Below are 24368 nucleotides of genomic sequence, written 5' to 3' on the forward strand. Positions count from 1 at the left end.
CGGCCGGGGTTCAACGCACCGCGGGGGCCGGTCCGTCCGGACCGGCCCCCGCGGTGCTGCTGTCGCTGTTCTCGGAGCGACGTCAGTTCATGACGGCCATGGCGAGCGCACGGCGGGCGCGCAGGGAGGCGCGCTCGGCCCGGCGCTGCATGCGCCGCGCGGCGACCAGGCGCATGGCCCGGCGTTCCGCGTCGGCTTCACGCAGCCGGTCGTGCATCTGCGCACGAGCCATGGCTTCTGGGATGAGTTGCATGGCGTGGGTCCTGTTCTGGCGCGCGACGGCGGCGCCGGTGGTGTTCACATCTGGGGTGGCCGAGCCCGGGAGCTCGTGAACGGCAGTGGGCATGGGGTCCTGCTTCTGGGGGTCGTGCGCGTAGGGGCGGTCGATGGTTCCGAGGGCTTTCATGCCGAGACCGGGTTCTTACGCGGGCGACCACGGGGCCGCTTGCGGGCGACGACGACACCCTGGACGAAGAGCTCTCCGCCCCAGACACCCCACGGCTCGCGGCGGTCCTTGGCGCCGGTGAGGCAGGCCTCCATCAGCGGGCAGGTACGGCAGAGGGACTTCGCGTACTCGACGTCGGCCGGCGACTCCGCGAAGAAGACCTCCGGGTCGTAGGTCCGGCAGGGGACGGGTACGCCGAGGTTCTCGATGGCGTCGTCGAGCGCGGTGAGCGCGGTGGGGGTGGTCAAGAGGGAGTCCTCCGTGTGCGCGGGCGGGGAGATCGTCTGGGAAGGCGGTACGGACGGGGCGTGCGCTTCGAGTTGCACGGTGTGTCTTCCTCGTCAGGTCGGTCCGGCCGGTGGCCGGTAGGCGGTTCCCCGGTGGAGCCGGGGTGCTTTGGTACCGGGTGGTGCTGTCCCGAGGCCCCTTCGCTCCGTCGTCCCCGGTTCGGGGCAAACAGAAGGGCCGCGGATCCCTGGTGGGTTCCGCGGCCCTGAAGGCGCCGGCCTGATCAGATCAGGCTGGATCACTCCAGGGTTCGAGCCCACGGAAGGCCCACTTGGTGGGGTACTGCTGGGTCTGCTTCGAGGTCTTGGCACTGGCTGCCGCAGAGACGTAGGTCTTGGCCTGCGTCTCCGTTTCGACGGCAGTCGGTGCCTCGGTCGGTCGCTCGACCCGCTCCAGGCCGCCCAGGACCGACAGTCCGGTGGCAGGCATGGGGGTGGCGTGAGCGGCGACGAGACCACCGGACAGACCGGTGCCATTGCCGAGGCCGGGGCCATCGATCAGCAGCGACGCGGAGAAGCCGAGCGAGCAGGCGGAGACGGTGACCAAGCGATCGGTCATAAAGCTGCGGGTGGTGTTCGGGTTCTTGATGGTGATCACTGGTCTCGCCTCCTCTCGGCGTCTCGGGACCGGCCGGGGCCGGTCGCTGTATTCGGATAAGTACATCACGAGGACAGGGCTTCGGAGAAGCTCCCGTTCGCGTAGTTAAGAACCTATGGGGACGGTCGGGGCATGCGCAAACTATTTTTCCGACGAGTTTTCCTCAGTCCTCGTCCTGGGCCTCGTCGGGGTCCTGGCCTGCGCAGATGGCGAGGACATCGGCACCGAAGCGGTCCAGCTTGCGGCCGCCGACTCCGGAGATCGCGGACAGCTGCCGTTCGTCCTCGGGGACGGCTTCGGCGATGGCCATCAGGGTCTTGTCGGTGAAGACGCAGTAGGCCGGCTGGCCGAGGAGCCTGGCCTGCCCGGAGCGCCAGTCGCGCAGCCGCTCGTAGAGGGCCTCGTCCATGTCGGAGGGGCAGTCCTCGCAGCGCATCAGCTTCATCTCACCGGCGTCGGTGAGGGTCTTGCCGCAGACCCGGCAGAGCACGGGGCCGCGGCGCTTCCGGCGGCCGGAGCCGGGTTCCACGCCGCCCGTCCCGCCCGCGGAGCCGCGGCCGCCGGGGGCGGTGGAGCCGGGGCGCAGTCCGTTCAGGAAGCGGGTGGGGCGGCGGCCCGCGCGGCCGCCGGGGGCCCGGGAGAGGGCCCAGGAGAGGGTGAGGTGGAGCCGTGCGCGGGTGACGCCGACGTAGAGCAGCCGGCGCTCCTCCTCGATCTGCTCGTCGGTCTTGGCGTAGGTGATGGGCATCATGCCCTCGGTGAGGCCGACCAGGAAGACGGCGTCCCATTCGAGGCCCTTGGCCGCGTGCAGGGAGGCGAGGGTGACGCCCTGGACGGTGGGGGCGTGCTGGGCGGCGGCGCGTTCGTCGAGTTCGGTGACGAGGTCGGCGAGGCCGGCGCCGGGGCGGGCCCCGGCGAAGTCCTCGGCGAGCCGGACCAGGGCGGCCAGGGATTCCCAGCGGTCGCGGACGGCTCCGGAGCCGGTGGGGGGCTCGGAGGTCCAGCCCTTGGTGGAGAGCACGGCCCGGACCTGGGCCGGGAGGTCTTCGACATCGTCGAGTAGGGCGTCGTTGGATCCGGCGCGGGCGGCGCCGCGGAGGGCGACTCCGGCCTCGCGGACCTCCTGGCGTTCGAAGAAGCGCTCGGCGCCGCGCAGCTGGTAGGGGACTCCGGCGTAGGCCAGTGCCTGCTCGTAGACCTCGGACTGGGCGTTGATCCGGTAGAGGACGGCGATCTCTCCGGCGGGGACACCGGCGGCGATCAGGTCGCGGATGCGGCGGGCCGTGCCTTCGGCTTCGGCGGGCTCGTCCGGGTACTCCGTGTAGGCGGGGTCGGGTCCGGGGTCGCGCTGGGAGATCAGTTCCAGGCGGTGTTCGGCGGCGCGGCCGCGGGCCTGGTTGAGGAGTCCGTTGGCGAGATGGACGACCTGGGGGGTGGAGCGGTAGTCGCGGACCAGTTTCACGACGGTCGCCGAGGGGTGGCGGGTGCGGAAGTTCAGCAGATGGTCCGGGGTGGCTCCGGTGAAGGAGTAGATCGTCTGGCTGGCGTCGCCGACGACGCAGAGGTTCTCGCGGTCGCCGAGCCAGAGGTCGAGAAGGCGCTGCTGGAGGGGGCTGACGTCCTGGTACTCGTCGACGACGAAGTGCTGGTACTGGCGGCGGATCTGGTCGGCGATGTCGTGGCGGTCCTGGAGGATGCCGACGGTCAGGAGGAGGACGTCCTCGAAATCCATCACCGCGCGATCACGCTTGAGCTGTTCGTACAACGCGTAGATCTGGCTGATTTCCGATGGGTCGCGGGGGGCATCGCGGAGGGATTTGGCGACGGCGGCCGGATAGTCGGCGGGCACTGTCTGAGTGACCTTCGCCCACTCGATTTCGCTGGTCACATCCCTCAGCTCATTGCGGTCGAGCCGGATGCGGCAGCGCGCGGCGGCTTCGGCGACGAGCTGGATCTTGCGCTCCAGAAGACGGGGCATTTCGCCACCGACTGCTTTCGGCCAAAAATACTGGAGCTGCCGGAGGGCGGCGGAGTGGAAGGTCCGGGCCTGGACCCCGCCGGCGCCGAGCTGGCGCAGCCGGCCGCGCATCTCGCCGGCGGCGCGATTGGTGAAGGTGACGGCGAGCACACTGGCGGGCGGGAGGATCCCGGCGCGGACGCCGTAGGCGATGCGGTGGGTGATGGCACGCGTCTTGCCCGTGCCGGCGCCGGCCAGCACGCACACCGGGCCGTGCAGGGCGGTCGCGACTTCGCGCTGCTCGGGGTCGAGCCCGTCGAGCACCGCGTCGGCGGTCTCGGGGACCTGCGGGAAGAGGGAGGGGTGCGTTGCTGCTGTCACCCCGCCATGCTGCCAGGTCCCGAGGGGCGGGTGCGGCGGTTGTCCACAGGTGGCGATGGATTGTCGTACCGGCCCGCGGCGTACCGGTCCCGGGAGGGGGACCGGCGGGGAGGGGATGCCTCCGGTACGGGCTCGGCCGGCCCGGGGCGTACCGCTGTGGGCGAGGTCACGGGTGCGGGCGCCGGGCACGGGGTGAGGGCGGGGCGGGGCACGGGGCCGGGACGGTGGGCAGAGGGCAGGAGGGCAGAGGGCAGGAGGGCAGGAGGCGGGGCGGTGGGCAGAGGCGGTGGCAGAGGCCGGGCACGGGGCGAGGGCGGCAGGGCCGGAGGCGGGACGGAGCCCTGACGGGGGTACCGGATACGGGAATGCCGGTCACGTCACGTACGTTCTTCTGGCGGTGCGGATCGCACCGGACCGGACCGCGCCGGGTGGGTGCTTCGACACCCCGGTGACACAGCAGAGGAGTCTGAGGACGATGTCGGGCACTGTGACGATGTACAGCACCACCTGGTGCGGATACTGCCGCCGGCTGAAGAGCCAGCTGGACCGCGAGGGCATCGCGTACACCGAGATCAACATCGAGCAGGACCCGGAGTCGGCGGCCTTCGTCGAGAAGGCGAACGGCGGCAACCAGACCGTGCCGACGGTGCAGGTCGTGCCCGTGGGCGGCGGGGCCGAGGTCGTGATGACGAACCCGAGCCTGGCGCAGGTCAAGCAGGCACTCGGCGCCTGACCCGGCGGGCGGGGCGCCCCGGGCGTCCCGCCCGGTGCCGGTCCGCGGCCCGCCGGGGGCCCACCGGCCGCCGTCCGGTCCGCCGCCGTTTCTCCGGCCGTCCGGCCCGCCCTCGCGGCGGGCGGGACGGCCGTCGCGTTTCCCGGGGCCCGCCCGCGGGCCGGCCGGGCCCCGCCTGCGGTCCCGGCCGGTGGCGGAGTGGACTCAGCCGGTAGCGGGCCGGTGTGGGCTCAGTCCGTGGCGGGGCCCGTGGGGCCCGCCGTACCGGGCCTGGGGAGCGGCTTGCCGTACCACATCTCAATCAGCCGGGCCGCGATGGAGATGCCGTACGGAGGCAGGACCTCGCCGGACTCGAAGGCCGCGGTCAGCTCGGTTCGCGAGAACCACCGCGCCTCGTGCAGCTCCTCGCCGTCGACCGTTATCCCGGCGGAGGTGGCGCGGGCCATGAAGCCGAGCATCAGGCTCGACGGGAATGGCCAGGGCTGGCTGGCCACGTACTCGACGTCGCCGACGGTCACCCCCGCCTCCTCCCGGACCTCGCGCCGCACCGCCTGCTCGATGGACTCCCCCGGCTCGACGAAGCCCGCGAGGGTGGAGAAGCGCCCTTCGGGCCAGTGCAACTGCCGGCCGAGCAGGGCCCGGTCCTCCTCGTCCGTGATCAGCATGATCACGGCCGGGTCGGTACGGGGGTAGTGCTCGGCGCCGCAGGCCTGGCAGCGGCGGACGTGGCCCGCCGCGGCAATGACCGTGCGCTCGCCGCAGCGCGAGCAGAAGCGGTGGAGCCGCTGCCAGTTCTCCAGGGCGACGGCGTGTGCCAGCAGCCCCGCGTCGCGCGCGGACAGCAGCATCCCGGCCTCCCGGAGTCCCGCCGGGCGGGCGGACTGGTCCATGCGCCCGGGCAGGGTGTCCTTCTGGAGGGCAAAGTAGCGGACGCCCGCCTCGTCGGTGCCGAGGAAGTAGCGGTGGGTCTCGGTGACGGGGGCTTCGAAGGCCGGGGTCATGACCAGTTCGGTACGGCCGTCGGCGGTGTCGTCGACCAGCGCCTGGCCGCCGGAGACCACGAACACCCGGGTCGTGGGGTGGCTCCAGGCCGCCGCGAGCCACGCCTCGTCGAGCCGGTGGTGGGCCGCGCGGTCGATTCCGCTGGGCGCGGTCAGACTGATGGGCTGGTCGGCGGTGGCATGGCTCTCGGTGCTCACGTACGTGCAACTCCCCCGGACGGGTTCCAGTTCGGCGGTCGGGCGGTTCGGCGGCCCCGGTACGGCCCCGGGCGGTTCCCGGGCGCCGTCCGGCGGTTCCGAAGGGTGCTTCGCGTGGTCGTCGGTGTCGGTCGCGGTCGGCCGCGTACTCCGGCGGTGCCGGTGGGTCGGCGGCGGTCCCGGCCGCGGTCAGCGCAGGGCGCCTCCGAGGTCCTCCCACAGATGGGCGGCGGTCTCCACGCCCTTGAGGAGGAGGTCGATCTCGACCTTCTCGTTCGGGGCGTGCCAGCCGTCGGAGGGTACCGAGATCCCGAGGAAGAGGACGGGTGCCTTCAGGACGTCCTGGAGGTCGGCCGCCGGGCCGGAGCCGCCTTCCCGGGTGTAGCGGATCTTCTGTCCGTCGAAGGCGGTGCTCATGGCCCTGACGACCGACTGGAGGGCGGGGTGGTCCAGCGGTGTGAGACAGGGCCGGGTGGAGGCCGCGAAGGTGAGGTCGTAGCGGATTCCGTCGGGTACCCGGCCGGCCACCCAGCGGCTGACGGCGACCTCGACGGCGTCGGGGTCCTGGCCCGCCACCAGCCGGAAGGTGATCTTCAGCAGGGCGGCGGAGGGGATGATCGTCTTCCCGCCGGCGCCCTGGTATCCGCCGCCGATGCCGTTGACCTCGGCGGTGGGGCGGGCCCAGATCCGCTCCAGGGTGGTGTAGCCGGCCTCGCCGAGGGTGCCGGAGGACTTCGCGGTGCCGAGCCACTCCGACTCGTCGAACGGCAGCTCGGCGAAGAGCTCCCGCTCGGCCTCGCCGACGGGAACCACACCGTCGTAGAAGCCGGGGACGGCGACGCGCTCGTCCGCGTCGTGGAGGGCGCCCGCGAGCCGTGCGGCGACGGTCGCCGGATTGGGTACGGCGCCGCCGAAGGAGCCGGAGTGGATGTCCTGCTCCGGTCCGTACAGCTCGATCTCGCAGTCGACGAGTCCGCGCATCCCGGTGCAGACGGTGGGAGTGTTCTCCGACCACATACCGGTGTCGGAGACGATCACGGCATCGGCGGCCAGCCGCTGCGACTGCTCCTCGACGAGCGCCCGGAAGTGCGGCGAACCGGACTCCTCCTCGCCCTCGATCAGCAGCTTGAGATGAACGGCGGGGGCGGTACGGCCGGTGGCGGCGAGGTGCGCCCGGACGCCGAGGGTGTGGAAGAAGACCTGGCCCTTGTCGTCGGCGGCGCCCCGGGCGTACAGCCTGCCGCCTTCCAGCCGCGGTTCGAAGGGGTCCGAGTACCAGCCGTCTGCTAGGGCCGCGGGCTGGACGTCGTGGTGGCCGTAGACCAGGACGGTGGGGGCACCGGGATCGTCCGAGGGCCATTCGGCGAACACCGCGGGCGCGCCCGCCGTCGGCCACACCTCGGCGACCGGGAAGCCGGTCTCCCGCAGCTTGGCCGCCAGCCAGTCCGCGCTGCGCCGTACGTCCTCCGCGTGCTCCGGCTGGGCGGATACGGAGGGAATCCGCAGCCACTCCACGAGGTCGCCGAGGAAGGCGTCGCGGTGCTGCCGGATGTACGTACGGACGGCGCTGTCCGGGGTGTCGCTCATGTGTATGAGCCTAACCGGCGCCGGGGGCGCTCTCCTCCGCCGTCCCCGTCCGGGCGGGGGCCGTCGCGGGCCCCGGACCCGCCGGGCGGGCACTCCGGGCACCTCCGCCGCCCCGTCCGTCCCACCCGGCTCTGACACCCCGGGTGTCACGGGTTTCCTGGGCTGTATCGGCGCCATCGGCGCCATGGGTGTCATGGGTGTCATGGGTGTCATGGGCGTCGCGAGTCTGCCGGACTTCGGGTGCGGATGTCCGTACGCGGTCGCGCCCGCCGCCGGGACCACTCCCGGGACCCCTTCCGGGACCGTTCCCGGGGCCGCCTTCCGGGTCGCCGTCCCGGTCGTCGCGCAGCAGTCGTTCCAGTGCGGCCGGGCCCGGCAGCGCGCCCGGCCGGACGACCTCCCCGCTGCGGACGAAGACGAAGGCCGCGCCGACCTCCTCGGGGGCCAGCCCGTGCTGTTCCGCCCAGGCGAGACGGTAGATCGCCAGCTGAAGGGGGTCTGCGGTGGCGGTCCGGCCGGTCTTCCAGTCGACGATCTCGTATCCGGCGGGGCCGCCGCCGGCCGCCGGGGTGCGGTAGACGGCGTCGATACGGCCCCGGATCACCCGGCCCGCGAGGGTGATCTGGAACGGCGATTCGACCCGGTGCGGGGTACGGCGGGCGTAGGGCGTACGGGCGAACGCCTCCTTCAGCTCGGCCAGGTCCCGCTCGTCCTCGATACCGGCTCCGTCCGTCGTGTCGAACGGGTCGCCGCCGGGCAGCTCGTCGGGGCCGAGCAGGGGCAGCGGCAGTGCCTCGAACCGCGACTCCACCCAGGCGTGGAAGCGGGTGCCGCGGCGGGCTGCGGGCTGCGGCGGGCGCGGCATGGGCCGGGCCAGCTCCCTGGCGAAGCCGTCGGGGTCGGCGGCGAGCCGGATCATCTGGGAGGCGGTGAGCGATGCGGGCAGCACGACGTCCCGGACGGCCGCACGGGTACGCCGCAGCTCCCCGGCGAGGGCGTCCAGGTCGCGGTCCCACGACGCGATCGTGCGGTGGTCCTCCGGAGTGAGCCCGTCGTCGAAGCCGCCGGGACCGCCGAGACCGTCAAGGTCGTCGGGGCCGTCGGAACCGCCGGGGCCGTGGAGCGGCGGCGGGCCGGAGGCCCGGTCCGGCGATACGGGGCCGGTGCCCCCGGGCTTGCCGGCCCGGGCGTCGCCGTGGGCGCCCCCGGTACCGGGCCGGTCGTCCCCGCCGCCTTCGCCGCCCTCGCCGCGGCGTGCGTCGGCACCGTACGGAGGTGCGCCGTCGTACGGAGGGGGTTCCGCGTACGGATCGTCGTCCGCGTACGGCGGCGGGGCCCACTCCTCGTCCGGTACCTCCGCCTCCTCCAGTCCCTCGGGGAACAGCTCGCCCCCGGTCTCGTCGCCGGTCTCGTCCCCGGTCTCCGGCCCGTCCCCCGGGCGCGGGCCCGGGATCCGGCCCTGCTCCCGGTCGAGGTACGCGAGGACCGTCGCGGCGGCCCGGCGGCGGCGGGCCAGGGAGTCCGGGTCGAGGGGCAGCGGCCAGGCACGGTCCGGGCCGGCCTCCGCCAGGGCGGGGTTCTCGGCGTCCTCGGCGGGCTCGTCGGCCCAGGCCTCGATCTCGCCGTGACCGGCCTCGCAGTGCTCGTACAGCGCCGTCAGGAACGCCGACGGCCCGCGGCGCCGCTTCTGGACCGGCCCCCACCAGTGGCCCGAGCCGAGGAGAAGGGAGCGCGGCCGGGTGAAGGTGACATAGCCCAGGCGCAGCTCCTCCGTGTGCTGGTGGTCCTTCATCCCGTCCTTGAACGCCTTGAGGCCCTTGGCGTCCCACGCGGTGACGTCGGGGAGAGTGCCCGCGTCGCCGCGCAGGGCGTGCGGCAGCACCTGCGGATGGGAGGTCCAGGCCTCCCGCCCCCGTTCGTTCGGGAACTGTCCGGCGACCAGTCCGGGTACGGCGACGACGTCCCACTCCAGCCCCTTGGACTTGTGGGCGGTGAGGACCTTGACCGTGTTCTCGCCGCCGGGCAGGGCGTTGTCGAGGCCCTTCTCGTACTGGGCGGCGGTCCGCAGGAAGCCGAGGAAGGCGAGCAGGGTGGCCTCGCCGTCGAGTCCGGCGAAGGCGGCGGCGGTGTCGAGGAAGTTCGCGAGGGTTTCGCGGCGGCGGGCGGCCAGGGCGTGCGGGGAGGCGGACAGCTCGACGTCGAGTCCGGTGGCGGCGAGGACGCGGTGGAGGACGTCCATCAGGGGGTCGCCGAGGGCACGGCGGAGTTCGCGCAGTTCGGCGGCGAGATGGGCGAAGCGGACCCGGGCCTCGGCGGAGAACGGCAGCCCGTCGTCCCCGCCGCCGCCGGGACCTCCGCCGGGACCTCTGCCGGAACTGCCGGCGGGGCCGCCGGACGATCCGCCGGGGGATTCGAGGAAGGTGTCGAGGGCGTCGGCGAGGGAGACCACCTCGGCCGGGTCGGTGCCCTCGACGGCGGCGGCGAGCCGCTCGTCGGCGTCGGCCGGATCGCCGTCCGCGCCCTGCCGGAAGACCAGAAGGCGGGCCCTGCGGCCGAGGAGTGCCAGGTCACGGGGGCCGATCCGCCAGCGCGGGCCGGTGAGGAGCCGTACCAGGGAGGCATTGGCGCCGGGGTCCTGGAGGACTTCGCAGACGGCGACGAGGTCGGCGACCTCGGGGAGGTGGAGCAGCCCGGACAGGCCGACGACCTCGACGGGGACCTCCCGGGCGACCAGGGCGCCCTGGATGTCGGGGAAGTCGGCGGCGGTCCGGCAGAGGACGGCGATCTCGCCGGGCGCGGTGCCCGTGCGCACCAGATGGGCGATGGAGTCGGCCATCCAGTCGATCTCCTGCCGGTGGGTGGGGAGGAGGGCGACGCGGACGGTGCCGTCGTGTTCGGCGCCGGGGGCGGGGCGGAGGGCTTCCACGCCTTCGTGACGGGCGCGCAGCGGGGCGGCGAGCCCGTTGGCCAGCCGGAGCAGTCTGCCGCCGCTGCGGCGGTTCTCGCTGAGCGCGTACCGGGTGGCGGGGGTGCCGTCGCGGTGGGGGAAGTGGTCGGGGAAGTCGTCGAGATTGGCGACGGAGGCGCCGCGCCAGCCGTAGATCGCCTGGCAGGGGTCGCCGACGGCGGTCACGGCGTGGCCGGTGGGCTCGGGGTCGCCGCCGGGGCGGGGGGCGCGTCCGAAGAGGCCGGAGAGCAGCAGCCGCTGGGCGACGGAGGTGTCCTGGTACTCGTCGAGGAGGACGACCTTGAATTCGTCGCGCAGGATGCGGCCGGTTTCGGGGCGGGTGAGTGCCAGTTCGGCGGAGAGGGCGATCTGGTCGCCGAAGTCGAGCAGTTCCCGGGAGCGCTTGGCGGCGCGGTAGCGCAGGGTGAGGTCGAGGAGTTCGCGGCGGGCGGCGACGGCTTCGGGGACCTTGCGCAGTTCGGCGTTGCCGAGCCGGGTGCCGTCGAGGGTACGGAGCAGTCCGGTGTCGTATCCGGCGAGCCGCCCGGGGTCGACGAGGTGTTCGGAGAGTTCGGCGTCGAGGGCGAGGAGGTCGCTGACGAGGGTGGGGAAGGAGCGGGTGAGCGAGGGGTACGGGCCGGGGGCTTCCCGCAGCACCCGGGCGGCGAGCTGGTAGCGGGTGGCGTCGGCGAGGAGCCGGGCGGTGGGCTCGAGACCGATCCTCAGCCCGTGGTCGTCGAGGAGCCGTCCGGCGAAGGCGTGGTAGGTGGAGATACGGGGTTCGCCGGGGGGGTTGTCGGGGTCGATGGTGTCGGGGTCGGTGACCCCGGCCCGCACCAGGGCGGTACGGACGCGCTCGGCCAGCTCGCCGGCCGCCTTGTTGGTGAAGGTGAGGCCGAGGACCTCCTCGGGGGCGACCTGTCCGGTGCCGACGAGCCAGACGACGCGGGCGGCCATGACCGTCGTCTTCCCGGACCCGGCGCCGGCCACGACGACCTGCGGGGCGGGCGGCGCCGTGATGCAGGCCGTCTGCTCCGGGGTGAAGGGGATCCCGAGGAGATGCTTGAGCTCCTCGGGATCACTGATGCGCGCGGTCACACGAAAAGGCTACGGTCCCCCACCGACAGCGCGGCGGCGGGCGGGCCGCCGGGAGGGTGCGCCGGGGCGGGGCAGGGGCGGGAGCGGGGCCAGGGCCGGGAGCGGGGCGCCGTAAGGGGCGGCCGGGGCGGGCCGCCGGGGCCGCTCCCCCGCGCCCGGTCGGGTCCCGCCGAGCCCGGGCGGCGCGCCCCGCGGGCTACTCCACCACCTGGCGCCCCTCGGGGCGTGCGCTGCACGAAGCCCGGAAGGCGCAGTTGGCGCAGTGGCCGCCGGTCGAGGGCGCGAAGCGTTCGTCGAGGACCCGGCCGGCCGCGGTGGCCAGCAGCTCTCCGGCCCACTCGCCTTCCAGGGGCTGCTGGGCCTGGACCCTGGGCAGGGCGTCGCCGCCCTGTTTCGCCGGTGCGGGCTGCCGCAGCTGGACCAGTTCGGCGCCGCCGGACGGGGGCCGGGTGCCGTCGAAGGACTCGTCGACGGCGCCTTCGCGGACCGCGAGCTGGTAGACCGCGAGCTGGGCGTGGCGGGCGACCTCGTCCCCGGTCGGGGCCTGTTTCCCGGTCTTGAAGTCGACGACGTACGCCCGGCCCTCCGCGTCCTTCTCGACCCGGTCCATGGACCCCCGGATCCGTACCTCGTACTCCCCGGCCGCGAGGACGACGTCGAAGGCGCTCTCGGTGGCCGCGGGCACCCGTCCGCCGCGGTCCATGACATGCCAGCGGAGGAAGCGTTCCAGGGCGGCCCTGGCGTTCCGCTTCTCCTGTTCGGACTTCCACGGCGCGTCGAAGGCGAGGGCGCCCCAGACCGAGTCGAGGCGTTCCATCAGGACGGCGAGGTCGGCGGGCGTACGGCCGGACGCGACCTCGTCGGCCAGTACGTGGATCACATTGCCAAAGCCCTGGGCGGAGGTCGCGGGGGCGTCGGCCCGTACTTCGCGGCCGAGGAACCACTGGAGCGCGCAGACGTTGGCCAGCTGGTCCAGGGCGCTGCCGGAGAGGGCGACGGGCTGGGTCCGGTCCCGGAGGGGGACGCCGCTGTGGGTGGGTTCGTACAGGCCCCACCAGCGGTCGGGGTGCGCGGACGGGACCAGCGGGAGCCCTTCGTCGTCGCGGAGCGCGGCGAGTCCGGCCAGCCGGCGGGCGGCGGCGTCACGGAGGGCGGGCGGGGCGCCGGGGTCGACGGTGGTGGCCCGCAGTTCGGCGACGAGCGCGGAGACGGCGAGCGGCCGCCGCGGGCGGCCGGCGACGGCGACCGGTTCGACGCCGAGTTCGGTGAGGAAGCGGGAGGGCTGGTCGCCGTCGTCGGCGGGGGCCTTGACGGCGGTGACGACGATCCGGTCGCGGGCGCGGGTCGCCGCGACGTAGAAGAGCCGGCGCTCCTCGGCGAGGAGCGCGCCGGGGGTGAGGGGTTCGGCGAGCCCGTCCCGGCCGATACGGTCGGCCTCCAGCAGGGAGCCGCGGCGGCGGAGGTCGGGCCAGAGGCCCTCCTGCACCCCGGCGACCACGACGAGGCCCCACTCCAGGCCCTTGGAGCGGTGCGCGGTCATCAGCCGGACCGCGTCGGGACGGATCTCGCGCGAGGAGAGCGTGTCGGCGGCGATGTCCTGCGCCTCGATCTCCTCGATGAAGTTGAGGGCGCCGCGGCCGCCGGTGCGCTCCTCGGCGCGCGCCGCCGTGTCGAAGAGGGCGCATACGGCGTCGAGGTCACGGTCGGCGTTCCGGCCGGCCGCGCCGCCGCGCAGTACCGCGTTCTCCAGGCGCTGTGGCCAGTACGTGCCGTTCCACAGCTCCCACAGGGCGTCCTCCGCGGTGCCGCCGCCGTCGAGTACGGCACGGGCGCGGGCGAGGAGCCCGCCCAGTTCCTGGGCGCGCCGGGCGTAGGCGGGGTCGTGGACGACGAGGCGCTCCGGTTCGGCGACGGCACGGGCGACGAGGAAATCGGACGGCGGCGGCAGCCGGTTGCCCGCGGCCCGCTCCTCGTCACGGAGGGCTCGGCCGAGTTTGCGCAGGTCGGCGGCGTCCATACCGCCGAGGGGTGAAGTGAGGAGGGTGAGGGCGGTCTCGGTGTCCAGCCAGGGGGCGGCCGGGCCGCCGGGTTCGCCGGGCCCTGCCTCGGCCGGGTCCGCCGGAGCCTCGCCGCCCGCCGGGCCGGGCCCCGGTACCGCACCGTCCGGTACGGCGCCGCCGGGCGCCTCGCCTTCGGGTGCGGTCACGGCAGGTGCGGTCGGGTCCGGAACCGCATGCGCCGGAACCGCGTCCGCCAGGTCTGCCGGAGCCGTGTCTGCCGTGTCTGCCGTGTCTGCCGTGTCTGCCGTGTCTGCCGTGTCTGCCGTGTCTGCCGGAGCTGCCGGAGCTGCCGGAGCTGCCGGAGCCGCCGCATCCGCCGCGTCCGCCGGAGCTGCTGGTTCCGGCGCGGATCCGGTGGGTACGGCTCCGGACGGCGCCGCCCCCTCCGGCCCGGCGCCGGGGGCCGCCGCGGGGCGGTCCGCGAGCGGGGCCGCCACCGCCCGCAGGGCCGTCAGCAGCGGGGCGACCGCCGGTTCGTGCCGCAGCGGGACATCCGCGCCGTCGATCTCCAGCGGGACCCCGGCCGAGGTCAGCGCCCGGCGCACCGCCGGGATCGTACGGCTGCCCGCCCTGACGAGGACCGCCATGTCGTGCCAGGGGACGCCGTCCTCCAGATGGGCCCGGCGCAGGATGTCGGCGATGTTCTCCAGTTCGGCGGAGGAGGTGGGGTAGGTGTACGCCTCGACCGAGCCGCCCGGGCGGGTCGCGGCCAGCTCCCGGTGGGCCCGGACCTTGTCGGCGGGCAGCCGGGTCAGCGGCATCCGGCGGGTCAGCAGCCGGGTGGCCGTCAGCAGGGCCTCGCGGCTCCGGCGGGAGGTGGTGAGCACGGCGACGCCCGCCGGGGTGCCGTCGGTGTGCGGGAAGGTGGCCGGGAAGTCCAGGATGCCGTTCACATCGGCGCCCCGGAAGGCGTAGATGGACTGGTCGGGATCGCCGAAGGCGACCAGGGTCCGGCCGCCGCCCGCGAGCGCCCGCAACAGCCTGACCTGCGAGGGGTCGGTGTCCTGGTACTCGTCGACGAACACCGCGTCATAAGGGAAGCCGTACGGGAAGCTCCGGGCGGGGGCGGTGCGCTCGGCGAGGAGGACGGCCCGGTGGACCAGCTCCGCGTAGTCGAGGACGCCCTGCATGTCGAGGACGTCCAGATATTCGGCCAGGAAGGAGGCGGCCGCCCGCCAGTCGCGGCGCCCGGTGCGGTCGGCGAACCGCTTCAGCGCGGACGGGTCGAGCCCCAGCTCGCGGCTGCGGGCGAGCACCGCCCGGACCTCGTCGGCGAAGCCGCGGGTGGTGAGACAGGCCCGCAGCTCGTCGGGCCACTCGTTACGGGCGAGACCGTCGGCCTCCAGGCCGAGCTGGCCCGCGAGCAGCTCACGGACCGCGACGTCCTGCTCGGGGCCGGACAGCAGGCGCAGCGGCTCGGCGAACAGCTCCGCGTCCTGGTGGGCCCGGACCAGGGCGTAACAGTAGGAGTGGAAGGTGGTCGCCTGCGGGCCGCGGGCGCCGCCGAGGCGCACGGCCATCCGGTCCCGCAGCTCCACCGCGGCCTTGCGGCTGAAGGTGAGCACAAGGATGCGCGTGGGGTCGGTGCCCCGGGCGATCCGCTCGGCCACCGCCTCGACGAGCGTGGTCGTCTTGCCGGTGCCCGGGCCCGCCAGCACCAGCAGGGGGCCGTGTGCGTGGTCAACCACGGCACGCTGGGCGGCGTCCAGATGAGGGGGATCCGCGGCCGCGGGCGGCGTGCGCACCAGCCGGTAGGCGCCCGGGTTCCGGCCCCGGCGGCCCTGGGACGGGCGCGCGGAATCCCCCTGCCGTGCCTGTTGCCGGTACGGCGGACGCCCGGTGGTGGAGGAGGAACTCACGTGGATCGCCGGTCCTGGTGGGTGTGGTGGTGCTGATGGAGCGGGTGCGGATACGGATACGAGTGCGGACGGAACCGCACGCCGACGACGCTACCCCGCCCGGCCGGGGCGCCCGGCGCGGCGGGGTCCGGCGGAGTCCGTCATATCCCGGTGCCGGTCCCCGTACCCCCGTCCGTACTCCTGTCCGTGCCCGTGTGCCCGTCCGTGCCGGTGTCCGGGTCCGTACCCGCGGCGGCTCCGGTGCCGGTGCCGTCCCAGCGGGCCCGCCGTATGTCGATCCGCGGCACATGGCCGTCGGCGCTCGGCGGCGCGGCCCGCAGCGGGGTGCCCTCCGCGCGGTACTGCTGGAGGGCCTCCGGCTCATGGCCCGGCAGCACGGTGCCGTCGGCACGCACCACCCGCCACCAGGGCACCGCGCCGCCGAACAGCGCCATGGCCCGGCCGACCTGACGCGGGCCGCCTTCGCCCAGCCACTCGGCGATATCGCCGTACGTCATCACGCGCCCGGGCGGGATCCGCTCGGCGACGTCGAGCACCCGCTCCGCGTAGTCGGGGATCTCCGCGAGCTCTTCCATCCCGCCATCCTGCCGCACCGCACCGACAAGCGGCCCGGCCTGTGGACAACCCCGTGCACGGGACGCGGCGGGCGGCCAGGATGGACGGACCGCACGGACGGGCCGCCGGCGGATCACCGGCGCTCCGGCGGCGGCCCGGCGAAGACCCGGCGGCGCATCAGGCAGATCAGCCGGACCGAGACCACACGGGGCGAATAGGGTGATCACGAGCGGTTCATTACGAACTATTGCGCAGGTCACGCCCGCGCCGACGACCCTGATGGCCTGCCGCGGCGGCCGCTCGTGTCACCATCGTGCGCGGACGGTGGCGGGTGACGTGTGACCGAGAAGAGACCGAGCAGGCAGGGAAGGGAGCGGGGTGTGCAGCCTGGTACGACGGCTGACGCCTCCGGCACGGGGCCGCGCCCGGAGGGTGCCGGCGCGGCCGCCGCACCATCCGCCGACGGCACCCCGCCCGACCGGGTGCCCACCGACAAGGACGTAGAACCGATCGAGGACAAGAAGCACGCAGACGACGGCGACCGGCGCGACGGCGGCACCGGCCCCGGCCGTCGGCGCGCCCGCGCCCGGTCGGGTCCCGCCGCGGCCGCCCCCGCGGCCGCTTCGGGGGGCACTCCGCGGAACGGTACGGCCGGAGAGCCGTCCGGAAGTACCCGGACCCCCGGCACCGCCCCGGAGGCGGGCGATACCACCGCCGGGCGGCGGGCCCGTGCCGCCTCGGGAACCGGAGCCGGCCATGCATCACCCGAGGGCACCCTCGCCGACGCCCCCGAAGGCGCCCCCGGCCCGGCCCGGGCGTCCACCCGCGGAACCGGCGTACCGTCCGGCACCGGCGAACCATCCGGCACCGGCCCTGCCGAAGCCTCCGGGCCGGACCCCACCGGTGCCACCGGTGCCGCCGGAGCCCCCGGGACCGGCCCGGAACGACCGGCCGGAGCATCGGGTACCGGATCCACCGGCCCCACCAACCCCACGGGCCCGACGGGAACACCCCCGCCGAGCCCCACCGGCCCGGCCGGAACCCCCGGTGCCGCACCCTCCGGTCAGGACGCCCCCGGCAGCGAGTGCGCCCCCGGTGAGGAGTCCGTCGCCGGGGCCGACCGGGTCTCCGGCGACGAACCGCTGCTCGCCGCCCGGGTGCACCGCCCGTCCGACCTGATGCGCTTCCTCGGCGGCATCCTCGCGATCGCCGTCCTCCTCGCCATCGCGGCCTTCGCCCAGGGCACCACCACCGGCCTCGAGCACGACATCAGCAAGGGCACCGAACAGGCCCCCGTGCTGCTGGTGAAGCTGGCCGGTCTGGTCTCCTCCATCGCGGTCCTCCTCGTCCCCATCGCCTTCGCGATCGAACGGCTGATCAAACGGGACGGGCTGCGCATCGCCGACGGTGTGCTCGCCGCGGTCCTGGCCCACGGCATCACCCTCGCCACCGACCTCTGGGTCGCCCAAGCGGCACCCGACAGCATCCAGGAGGCCCTCACCCGGGCCCAGGGCAGCGGGCTGACGGACCCCGTCCACGGCTATCTCGCCCCCGTCATCGCCTATATGACGGCGGTCGGCATGGCCCGCAGACCCCGCTGGCGGGTCGTGCTCTGGGTGGTGCTGCTGCTGGACGCCTTCGCGATGCTGGTCGCCGGGTACACCACCCCCTTCTCGATCATCCTCACGGTCCTCCTCGGCTGGACCGTGGCGTACGGCACGCTGTACGCGGTGGGCTCGCCCAATGTGCGGCCCACCGGGCAGACCCTTCTGGCGGGGTTGCGCCACGTCGGTTTCCGCCCGGTCACCGCGATGCGCACCGAGGACGTGCCGGAGGGCGCCGACGGCGGCCAGGCCGAGCAGGGCGACCGCGGGCGCCGCTATCTGGTGACCCTGGAGGACGGCCCACCGCTCGACGTCACCGTCGTCGACCGCGAACAGCAGGCCCACGGCTTCTTCTACCGGCTGTGGCGGCGGCTGACGCTGCGCTCCATCACCACCCGCCGCTCGTCGCTCCAGTCGCTGCGCCAGGCGCTGGAGCAGGAGGCTCTCCTCGCGTACGCGGCGATCGCCGCCGGGGCGAACGCGCCGAAGCTGATCGCCACCTCCGAGCTGGGCCCGGACGCGGTGATGCTCGTCTACGAGCACCTGGGCGGGCGGTCCCTGGACAGCATGGAGGACGCCGAGATCACGGACGATGTGGTCCGCGGGGCCTGGCGGCAGGTCAAGGCGCTCCAGTCGCGCCGGATCGCGCACCGCAGGCTGACGGGCGACGCCATCCTGGTGGATCGTTCCGGCAAGGTGATCCTGACCGATCTGCGCGGCGGCGAGATCGCCGCGGGCGATCTGGTGCTCCGGATGGACGTGGCCCAGCTCCTGGTGACCATGGGGCTGCGGGTGGGTGCCGAGCGGTCGGTGTCGGGTGCGCTGGAGGTCCTCGGGCCCGACGCGGTCGCCGACTGTCTGCCGCTGCTCCAGCCCATCGCGCTGAGCCGCTCCACCCGGGCCACCCTGCGGCGGCTGGCGCGGGAGCGCGCCGAGCGGGAACGCGAGGCCGTTCTGGAGGCGTCGGCGGCGGCCCGCCGGGCCCGCGCGGAGGCCGCGGCCCAGCCGAACGGGACGGCCGCGGAGCCGGAGCCGGCGGCGCCCGCCGACCGTCCCGGTCCCGCCGCGCCCTCCGGCCCGCACGCGGAGCGGCGGGCGGACAAACGCGCCGTCGACGAGGCCCTCGAAGCCGCGCGGGAGGAGGATCTCCTCACCCAGATCCGCCATCAGGTGCTGCTGATCCGCCCCCAGGCCCCGGTGGAGCCGGTCCGGCTGGAGCGGATCCGGCCCCGGACCCTGGTCAGCCTGATCGCGGGCGCCGTCGCCGCGTACTTCCTGCTCTCGCAGATCGCGGGCAACAACCTCGGCGCCGACTTCAGCAGCGCGCACTGGGTGTGGGTGGCGGTCGCGGCCGCGTTCTCCGCGCTCAGCTATGTCGCCGCCGCGATGAGCCTGCTGGGCTTCGTGCCCGAGCGGGTGCCGTTCCCGCGGACCGTCCTGGCACAGGTCGCCGGATCCTTTGTGAAGATCGTCGCCCCGGCGGCGGTCGGCGGTGTCGCCCTGAACACCCGCTTCCTCCAGCGCTCGGGCGTCCGGCCCGGGCTCGCGGTGGCGAGCGTGGGCGCGGCGCAGCTCTTCGGGCTCGGGGCGCACATCCTGCTGCTGCTGACCTTCGGCTATCTCACGGGGACGGAGAAGACCCCGTCGCTGAGCCCGTCCAGAACGGTGATCGCCGGCCTGCTGACGGTCGCGGTGCTGGTGCTGGTCGTGACCGCGATCCCGTTCCTGCGGAAGTTCGTCTCGACCCGGCTGCGGTCGCTGTTCGCCGGAGTCGTACCGCGCATGCTGGACGTGCTCCAGCGGCCGGTGAAGCTGCTCACGGGCATCGGCGGACAGCTCCTGCTGACCTTCGCCTTCGTGATGTGCCTCGACGCGTCGATCCGGGCGTTCAACGACGGCGCCCAGCCGCTGAGCTACGCCAGCCTCGCCGTGGTCTTCCTCGCGGGCAACGCGCTGGGGTCGGCGGCGCCGACGCCCGGCGGTGTGGGTGCCGTCGAGGGCGCGCTGATCCTCGGTCTGATCGCGGCGGGCGTACCGAAGGACGTGGCGACGGCCGCGGTGCTGCTGTACCGCATCCTGACGCTCTGGCTGCCGGTGCTGCCGGGCTGGCTGGCGTTCAGCAGCCTGTCGCGCAAGGGCGCCCTCTGAAGCAGGACGCCCTCCAAAGCGCAGGGCGCCCGCGCCGGTCGGGGCCGCAGGGCGCCCGGACCGGCCCCACGGGGCTTCGGGATCCGCCGGATCCGGAGGAGTTCCGGAGCGCCCGGATGCGGGAGCCACGCCGTGATCGCGGCGGAAAACCACCCGACCGGACCACCGCGGGGGCGGGCCGGGCACCCGGCGCGCACGATGGCGGCATGCCGACCTCTGCCACCGCCGTGCGCACCGCCACCGGGCGCGCCGCGGCATTCGCCGCGTCCCTGTCCGTCCTGCTGGCCGCGGGCTGCTCCGGCGGCGGCGACCGCGACCGGGGACAGGGCCCGGCCGCCGGGACGACCAGTACCGCCTCCGCAGAGGCGGCCGAAGGGGCGCGTACCCCCGACCCCTCCGGCACCCCGGCCGGACCGGACGCGTCCGCCGTGCCGGGTACGGCGAGTTCGGCGGCCGCGAAGGAAGCGGTCCCGCCGCTCGGGAAGAAGCTGACCGGCCAGAAACCGGAGTGGAAGGCCTGTCCGGCGCCGTCCGCGGAGGAGGGCGGCGGTACGGCTCCGGAGCCGCCGGCCGGGGGTTCGGCCTGGGAGTGCGCGACCATCGACGCCCCGCTCGACTACGCGGACCCGGACGGGAAGACCATCGAACTCGCGCTGATCAGAGCCCGGGCGACCGATCCGGAGAAACGTATCGGCTCACTGATCTTCAACTTCGGCGGGCCCGGCGGCTCCGGGATCACCACCCTGCCCGCCGCGGCCGGCGACTACACGGCCCTGAACACCCGCTACGACCTGGTCAGCTTCGACCCTCGCGGGGTGGGCCGCAGCGCGCCCGTCGTCTGCGAGGACGCCAAACGGCTCGACACCTTCTACTCCCTCGACGCCACCCCCGACACGGATGCCGAGGTCACCGCCTACTCGGACGGGCTGAAGTCGTACGCCGCCGCCTGCAAGCGGAACTCCGGCACCGAACTCCCCCATGTCGGCACCCTGAACGCGGCCCGCGATCTGGACCTGATGCGCCAGGTCCTGGGCGACGACAAGCTGTACTACTTCGGCATCTCGTACGGCACCGAACTGGGCGGCGTCTACGCCCATCTCTTCCCGGCGAAGGTCGGGCGCGCGGTCTTCGACGCGGTCGTCGACCCGACGAAGGACTCCGAACAGAGCTCGCTCGGCCAGGCGAAGGGCTTCCAGCTGGCCCTCGACAACTTCGCCCGGGACTGTGTGGACCGCGGCGACCAGTGTCTGATCGCCGGTACCACGGTGGCCGAGGTCGAGCGGCAGATCACCGATCTGCTGGCCCGTCTGGACCGGCAGCCGGTCCCGGCCGGCGGGGGCCGGGAGCTGACCCAGACCCAGGCGCTGAACGGTATCGCCCAGTCGCTGTACTCGCAGCAGTTCTGGCCGCTGCTGGAGCAGGGCGTGGACGAGGCGGACGGCGGCGACGGGTCCCTGCTGCTCGCGCTCTCCGACGCGATGAACGGCCGCAGCCCGGACGGCGAGTACAGCAATATGGGCGCCGCGTTCAACGCGATCAGCTGTGTGGACACGGCGGACCGCTACTCGGTGGCGCAGACCCGGGCGAAGCTGCCCGAGTTCCGCAAGGTGTCGCCGGTCTTCGGCGACTACCTGGGCTGGGGCATGCTCGGCTGCACCAACTGGCCGGTGCCCGGTGTCTGGGAGCACCCCGACGTCTCCGCCCCGGGCGCCGCGCCGATCGTGGTGATCGGCAACACCGGTGACCCCGCGACTCCTTACGAGGGCGCCCGGGCGATGGTCGAGTCCCTCGGCCCCGGGGTCGGGGTGGAGATCACGTACCGCGGCCAGGGCCACGGCGCCTACGGCGCGACGAGCACCTGTGTGAAGGGCGCGGTCGACGCCTACCTCCTGGAGGGCCGGGTCCCGGCGGCGGGAACGGTCTGTCAGTAGCGGTGTCTAGGATGTCGGCACGCGTACGACATCCGGGCGGTGGGCCGCGAGGGTCCCCGGCCCGACGGGGGGCACACCATGCGGATCGGGCATGCCGGAAACGGCGGGCGCCGGGCGGCCGCCCTGGCCACGGCGGCGCTGCTGCTGGCCGGGACGGCCTTCGGCTGTACGAAGGACGACGGCGGGGGCGGCGGTCCGGGCGGGCGCGGTGGCACCGCGAAGGACGGCGGCGGGAGTACGGCTCCGGCCGCCGCGGCCCCGTCCGTTTCCGCACCGGCCCCGGACCGGGAGCCCGTGACCACGGCCGCCCTGCCCGCCACCCTGACCGGGCAGAAGCTCGCCTGGGCGGCGTGCCGGGCGCCGGTCAAGGCCGACGGGGCGAACGCGGAGAAGCCGGGCCCGGAGTGGCAGTGCGCGACGCTGAAGGCGCCGCTGGACTATGCGCGGCCCGGCGGGGCGACCCTGGGCATCGCCCTGATCCGGACGGTGGCGAAGGACCCCGGCCGCCGGATCGGCTCCCTGCTGTTCAACTTCGGCGGGCCCGGCGGTTCGGGCATCTCCGCCCTGCCGAGCGGTGACGATGTCGTCGACAAGCTCGGCCGCCGCTACGACCTGGTCAGCTTCGACCCGCGCGGGGTCGCCGAGAGCTCCGGCGTCGTCTGCCGCGACGACAAGGCCATCGAGGCCGCCCACCGGGTCGACAGCACCCCCGACACCCCGGCGGAGCAGCGGGCGTTCATGGCCGCCTCGGCCTCCTTCGGGGCGGACTGCGCCCGGCGCTCCGGGCGGGTGCTCCCCCATGTCGGCACCGCGAACACGGCCCGTGACCTGGACCTGATGCGCCAGGTCCTCGGCGACGACAAGCTCAACTACCTCGGCTTCTCGTACGGCACCGAACTGGGCGGCGTCTATGCCCATCTCTTCCCGGAGCGGGTCGGGCGCCTGGCGATGGACGGCGTCGTGGACCCGACGGCGGACTACGCCCGTGGCACCCGCAACCAGGTCGTCGGCTTCCAGCGGGCCCTGGACAACTACCACCGGAGCCGTGGCATCGGAGCCGCCGACGGCACCGCCCGGACGGTGCGGCTGCTGAAGCGGCTCGACGCCCGGCCGATTCCCGCCGGGAACGGCCGCACCCTGACCGAGAACATGGCCCGGACCGGCATCATCCAGTCCCTGTACTCCGAGCAGTTCTGGCCCTATCTGACGGACGCGCTGAAGGCGGCCGAGAAGGGTGACGGCACCGAACTGCTCGCGCTCGCCGATATGTACACCGGCCGGGACGAGAAGGGCCGCTACTCCACCCAGGACCATGCGCAGCGGGCGATATCGTGCGCCGACGCGGCGTCCCGGCCGACCGCCGCGGATGTCACCTCGCGCCATCTGGCCGACTTCACCGCGGCCTCCCCGGTCTTCGGGCCGTATCTCGCCTGGGACGTCGCGGGCTGGTGCGCGGACTGGCCGGTCGACGGGGCATGGCAGAAGCCCCCGGTGTCGGCGAAGGGCGCGGCGCCGATCCTGGTCGTCGGCACCACGGGCGACCCGGCGACCCCGGTGGAGGGCGCCGAGCGGATGGCGGACGGCCTGGGCAACGGGGTCGGGGTGCTGGTGACCAGCAAGGGCGAGAACCACGGCTCGTACGGCTTCTCGGAGTGCGCGACCCGGCTCGTGGACGACTATCTGCTGAAGGGCGCCGTCCCGAAGAGCGGAACGGTCTGCTCTTGACGCGGCGGGCCCCGGGCCGTACGCCGACGGCGTACGGCCCGGGGCCCGGACACGGTTCGGTCAGTAGACCGGCTTGTGCGGTTCGATCTGGTGCACCCAGCCGATGACTCCGCCGCCGACATGGACGGCGTCGGCGAAGCCCGCCGACTTCAGCACCGCCAGCACTTCCGCACTGCGGACACCCGTCTTGCAATGCAAGACGATCTTCTTGTCCTGCGGCAGTCCTTCGAGCGCCGTGCCCATCAGGAACTCGTTCTTGGGGATCAGCTTGGCGCCGGGGATCGAGACGATCTCGTACTCGTTGACCTCGCGGACATCGATGATCTCGATGTTCTCGCCCTCGTCGATCCACTCCTTCAGCTGCTTGGGAGTGATGGTCGAGCCGGCGGCCGCCTCCTGGGCCTCCTCGGACACGACGCCGCAGAAGGCCTCGTAGTCGATCAGCTCGGTGACGGTGGGGTTCTCGCCGCAGATCGCGCAGTCGGGGTCCTTGCGCACCTTGACCTGGCGGTACTGCATCTCCAGGGCGTCGTAGATCATCAGTCGGCCGACCAGCGGCTCGCCGACGCCGGCGAGGACCTTGATGGCCTCGGTGACCTGGATGGAGCCGATGGAGGCGCAGAGCACTCCGAGGACGCCGCCCTCGGCGCAGCTCGGGACCATGCCCGGCGGCGGGGGCTCGGGGTAGAGGCAGCGGTAGCAGGGGCCGTACTCGGACCAGAAGACGGACGCCTGGCCGTCGAAGCGGTAGATGGAGCCCCAGACGTACGGCTTGTTCAGCAGCACGCACGCGTCGTTGACGAGATAGCGCGTGGCGAAGTTGTCCGTGCCGTCGACGATCAGGTCGTACTGGCTGAAGATGTCCATCACATTGTCGGCCTCGAGCCGCTCCTGGTGAAGGACCACGTTCACGTACGGGTTGATCCCGAGGACCGAGTCCTTCGCGGACTCGGCCTTGGACCGGCCGATGTCGGCCTGGCTGTGGATGATCTGACGCTGGAGGTTCGACTCGTCGACCTCGTCGAACTCGACGATGCCGAGCGTCCCGACGCCGGCCGCGGCCAGGTACATCAGCGCGGGCGAGCCGAGACCGCCCGCGCCGACACAGAGCACCTTGGCGTTCTTCAGCCGCTTCTGCCCGTCCATCCCGACGTCGGGGATGATCAGGTGGCGGGAGTACCGGCGGACCTCGTCGACGGTGAGCTCGGCAGCGGGCTCGACCAGGGGTGGCAGCGACACGGGGACTCCGTTGCG

General features: G+C 73.9%; 14 protein-coding genes. 4 read left to right on the forward strand and 10 right to left on the reverse strand.

The window, feature by feature from the left end:
* Positions 1-82 precede the first annotated feature (82 nt).
* The 4 genes from ACWDR0_RS09630 to ACWDR0_RS09645 form a co-directional block, all read right to left on the reverse strand.
* A complete protein-coding gene (locus ACWDR0_RS09630) occupies positions 83-406 on the reverse strand; it encodes a hypothetical protein (protein WP_456351088.1) in 324 nt (107 codons plus the stop codon).
* Positions 403-771, reverse strand: coding sequence for a WhiB family transcriptional regulator (locus tag ACWDR0_RS09635; protein ID WP_456351089.1), 369 nt, complete (start codon positions 769-771; stop codon positions 403-405). Before ACWDR0_RS09635 ends, ACWDR0_RS09630 begins: the two co-directional genes overlap by 4 nt.
* A gap of 190 nt (positions 772-961) precedes the next feature.
* Positions 962-1330, reverse strand: a complete 369-nt coding sequence (locus ACWDR0_RS09640; RefSeq protein WP_456351090.1) for a hypothetical protein — start codon at positions 1328-1330, stop codon at positions 962-964.
* Between the two features lie 163 nt (positions 1331-1493).
* Positions 1494-3668: an ATP-dependent DNA helicase UvrD2 gene (locus ACWDR0_RS09645; protein ID WP_456351091.1), complete on the reverse strand. Its 2175-nt coding sequence runs from the start codon at positions 3666-3668 to the stop codon at positions 1494-1496.
* 475 nt (positions 3669-4143) lie between these two features.
* Here ACWDR0_RS09645 and ACWDR0_RS09650 point away from each other — a divergent pair, with 475 nt between their 5' ends.
* Complete coding sequence (locus ACWDR0_RS09650) at positions 4144-4401, forward strand: mycoredoxin (RefSeq protein ID WP_456351092.1); 258 nt, start codon at positions 4144-4146, stop codon at positions 4399-4401.
* A 230-nt stretch (positions 4402-4631) separates the two neighbouring features.
* On the opposite strand, the gene nudC is transcribed toward ACWDR0_RS09650, so the two are convergent.
* The 5 genes from nudC to ACWDR0_RS09675 form a co-directional block, all read right to left on the reverse strand.
* Complete coding sequence (nudC, locus tag ACWDR0_RS09655; RefSeq protein WP_456351093.1) at positions 4632-5600, reverse strand: NAD(+) diphosphatase; 969 nt, start codon at positions 5598-5600, stop codon at positions 4632-4634.
* 189 nt (positions 5601-5789) lie between these two features.
* Positions 5790-7187: a dipeptidase gene (locus tag ACWDR0_RS09660; protein ID WP_456351094.1), complete on the reverse strand. Its 1398-nt coding sequence runs from the start codon at positions 7185-7187 to the stop codon at positions 5790-5792.
* Between the two features lie 10 nt (positions 7188-7197).
* Entirely contained in the window at positions 7198-11232 is a 4035-nt protein-coding gene (locus ACWDR0_RS09665) for a UvrD-helicase domain-containing protein (protein ID WP_456351095.1), read from the reverse strand.
* A gap of 196 nt (positions 11233-11428) precedes the next feature.
* Positions 11429-15151 (reverse strand): UvrD-helicase domain-containing protein, encoded by a 3723-nt coding sequence (locus ACWDR0_RS09670; RefSeq protein WP_456351096.1) that lies wholly within the window; start codon positions 15149-15151, stop codon positions 11429-11431.
* 140 nt (positions 15152-15291) lie between these two features.
* The gene (locus ACWDR0_RS09675; RefSeq protein ID WP_456351097.1) at positions 15292-15726 is read right to left on the reverse strand and encodes an MGMT family protein; all 435 of its coding nucleotides are present in this window, start codon (positions 15724-15726) and stop codon (positions 15292-15294) included.
* 360 nt (positions 15727-16086) lie between these two features.
* Between ACWDR0_RS09675 and ACWDR0_RS09680 the strand changes: the two genes are divergently transcribed.
* The 3 genes from ACWDR0_RS09680 to ACWDR0_RS09690 all read left to right on the forward strand — a co-directional run bounded on the left by ACWDR0_RS09680 (position 16087) and on the right by ACWDR0_RS09690 (position 23114).
* Positions 16087-19458, forward strand: coding sequence for a lysylphosphatidylglycerol synthase domain-containing protein (locus tag ACWDR0_RS09680; protein ID WP_456351098.1), 3372 nt, complete (start codon positions 16087-16089; stop codon positions 19456-19458).
* A gap of 206 nt (positions 19459-19664) precedes the next feature.
* Positions 19665-21389 (forward strand): alpha/beta fold hydrolase, encoded by a 1725-nt coding sequence (locus ACWDR0_RS09685; protein WP_456351099.1) that lies wholly within the window; start codon positions 19665-19667, stop codon positions 21387-21389.
* 78 nt (positions 21390-21467) lie between these two features.
* Positions 21468-23114, forward strand: coding sequence for an alpha/beta hydrolase (locus tag ACWDR0_RS09690; protein ID WP_456351100.1), 1647 nt, complete (start codon positions 21468-21470; stop codon positions 23112-23114).
* A gap of 60 nt (positions 23115-23174) precedes the next feature.
* Here the strand turns inward: ACWDR0_RS09690 and moeZ are convergent, their stop codons facing one another.
* A complete protein-coding gene (gene moeZ / locus ACWDR0_RS09695) occupies positions 23175-24353 on the reverse strand; it encodes an adenylyltransferase/sulfurtransferase MoeZ (RefSeq protein ID WP_456351101.1) in 1179 nt (392 codons plus the stop codon).
* Between the last annotated feature and the right edge of the window lie 15 nt (positions 24354-24368).

It is taken from the genome of Streptomyces sp. NPDC003691 (assembly GCF_053981115.1).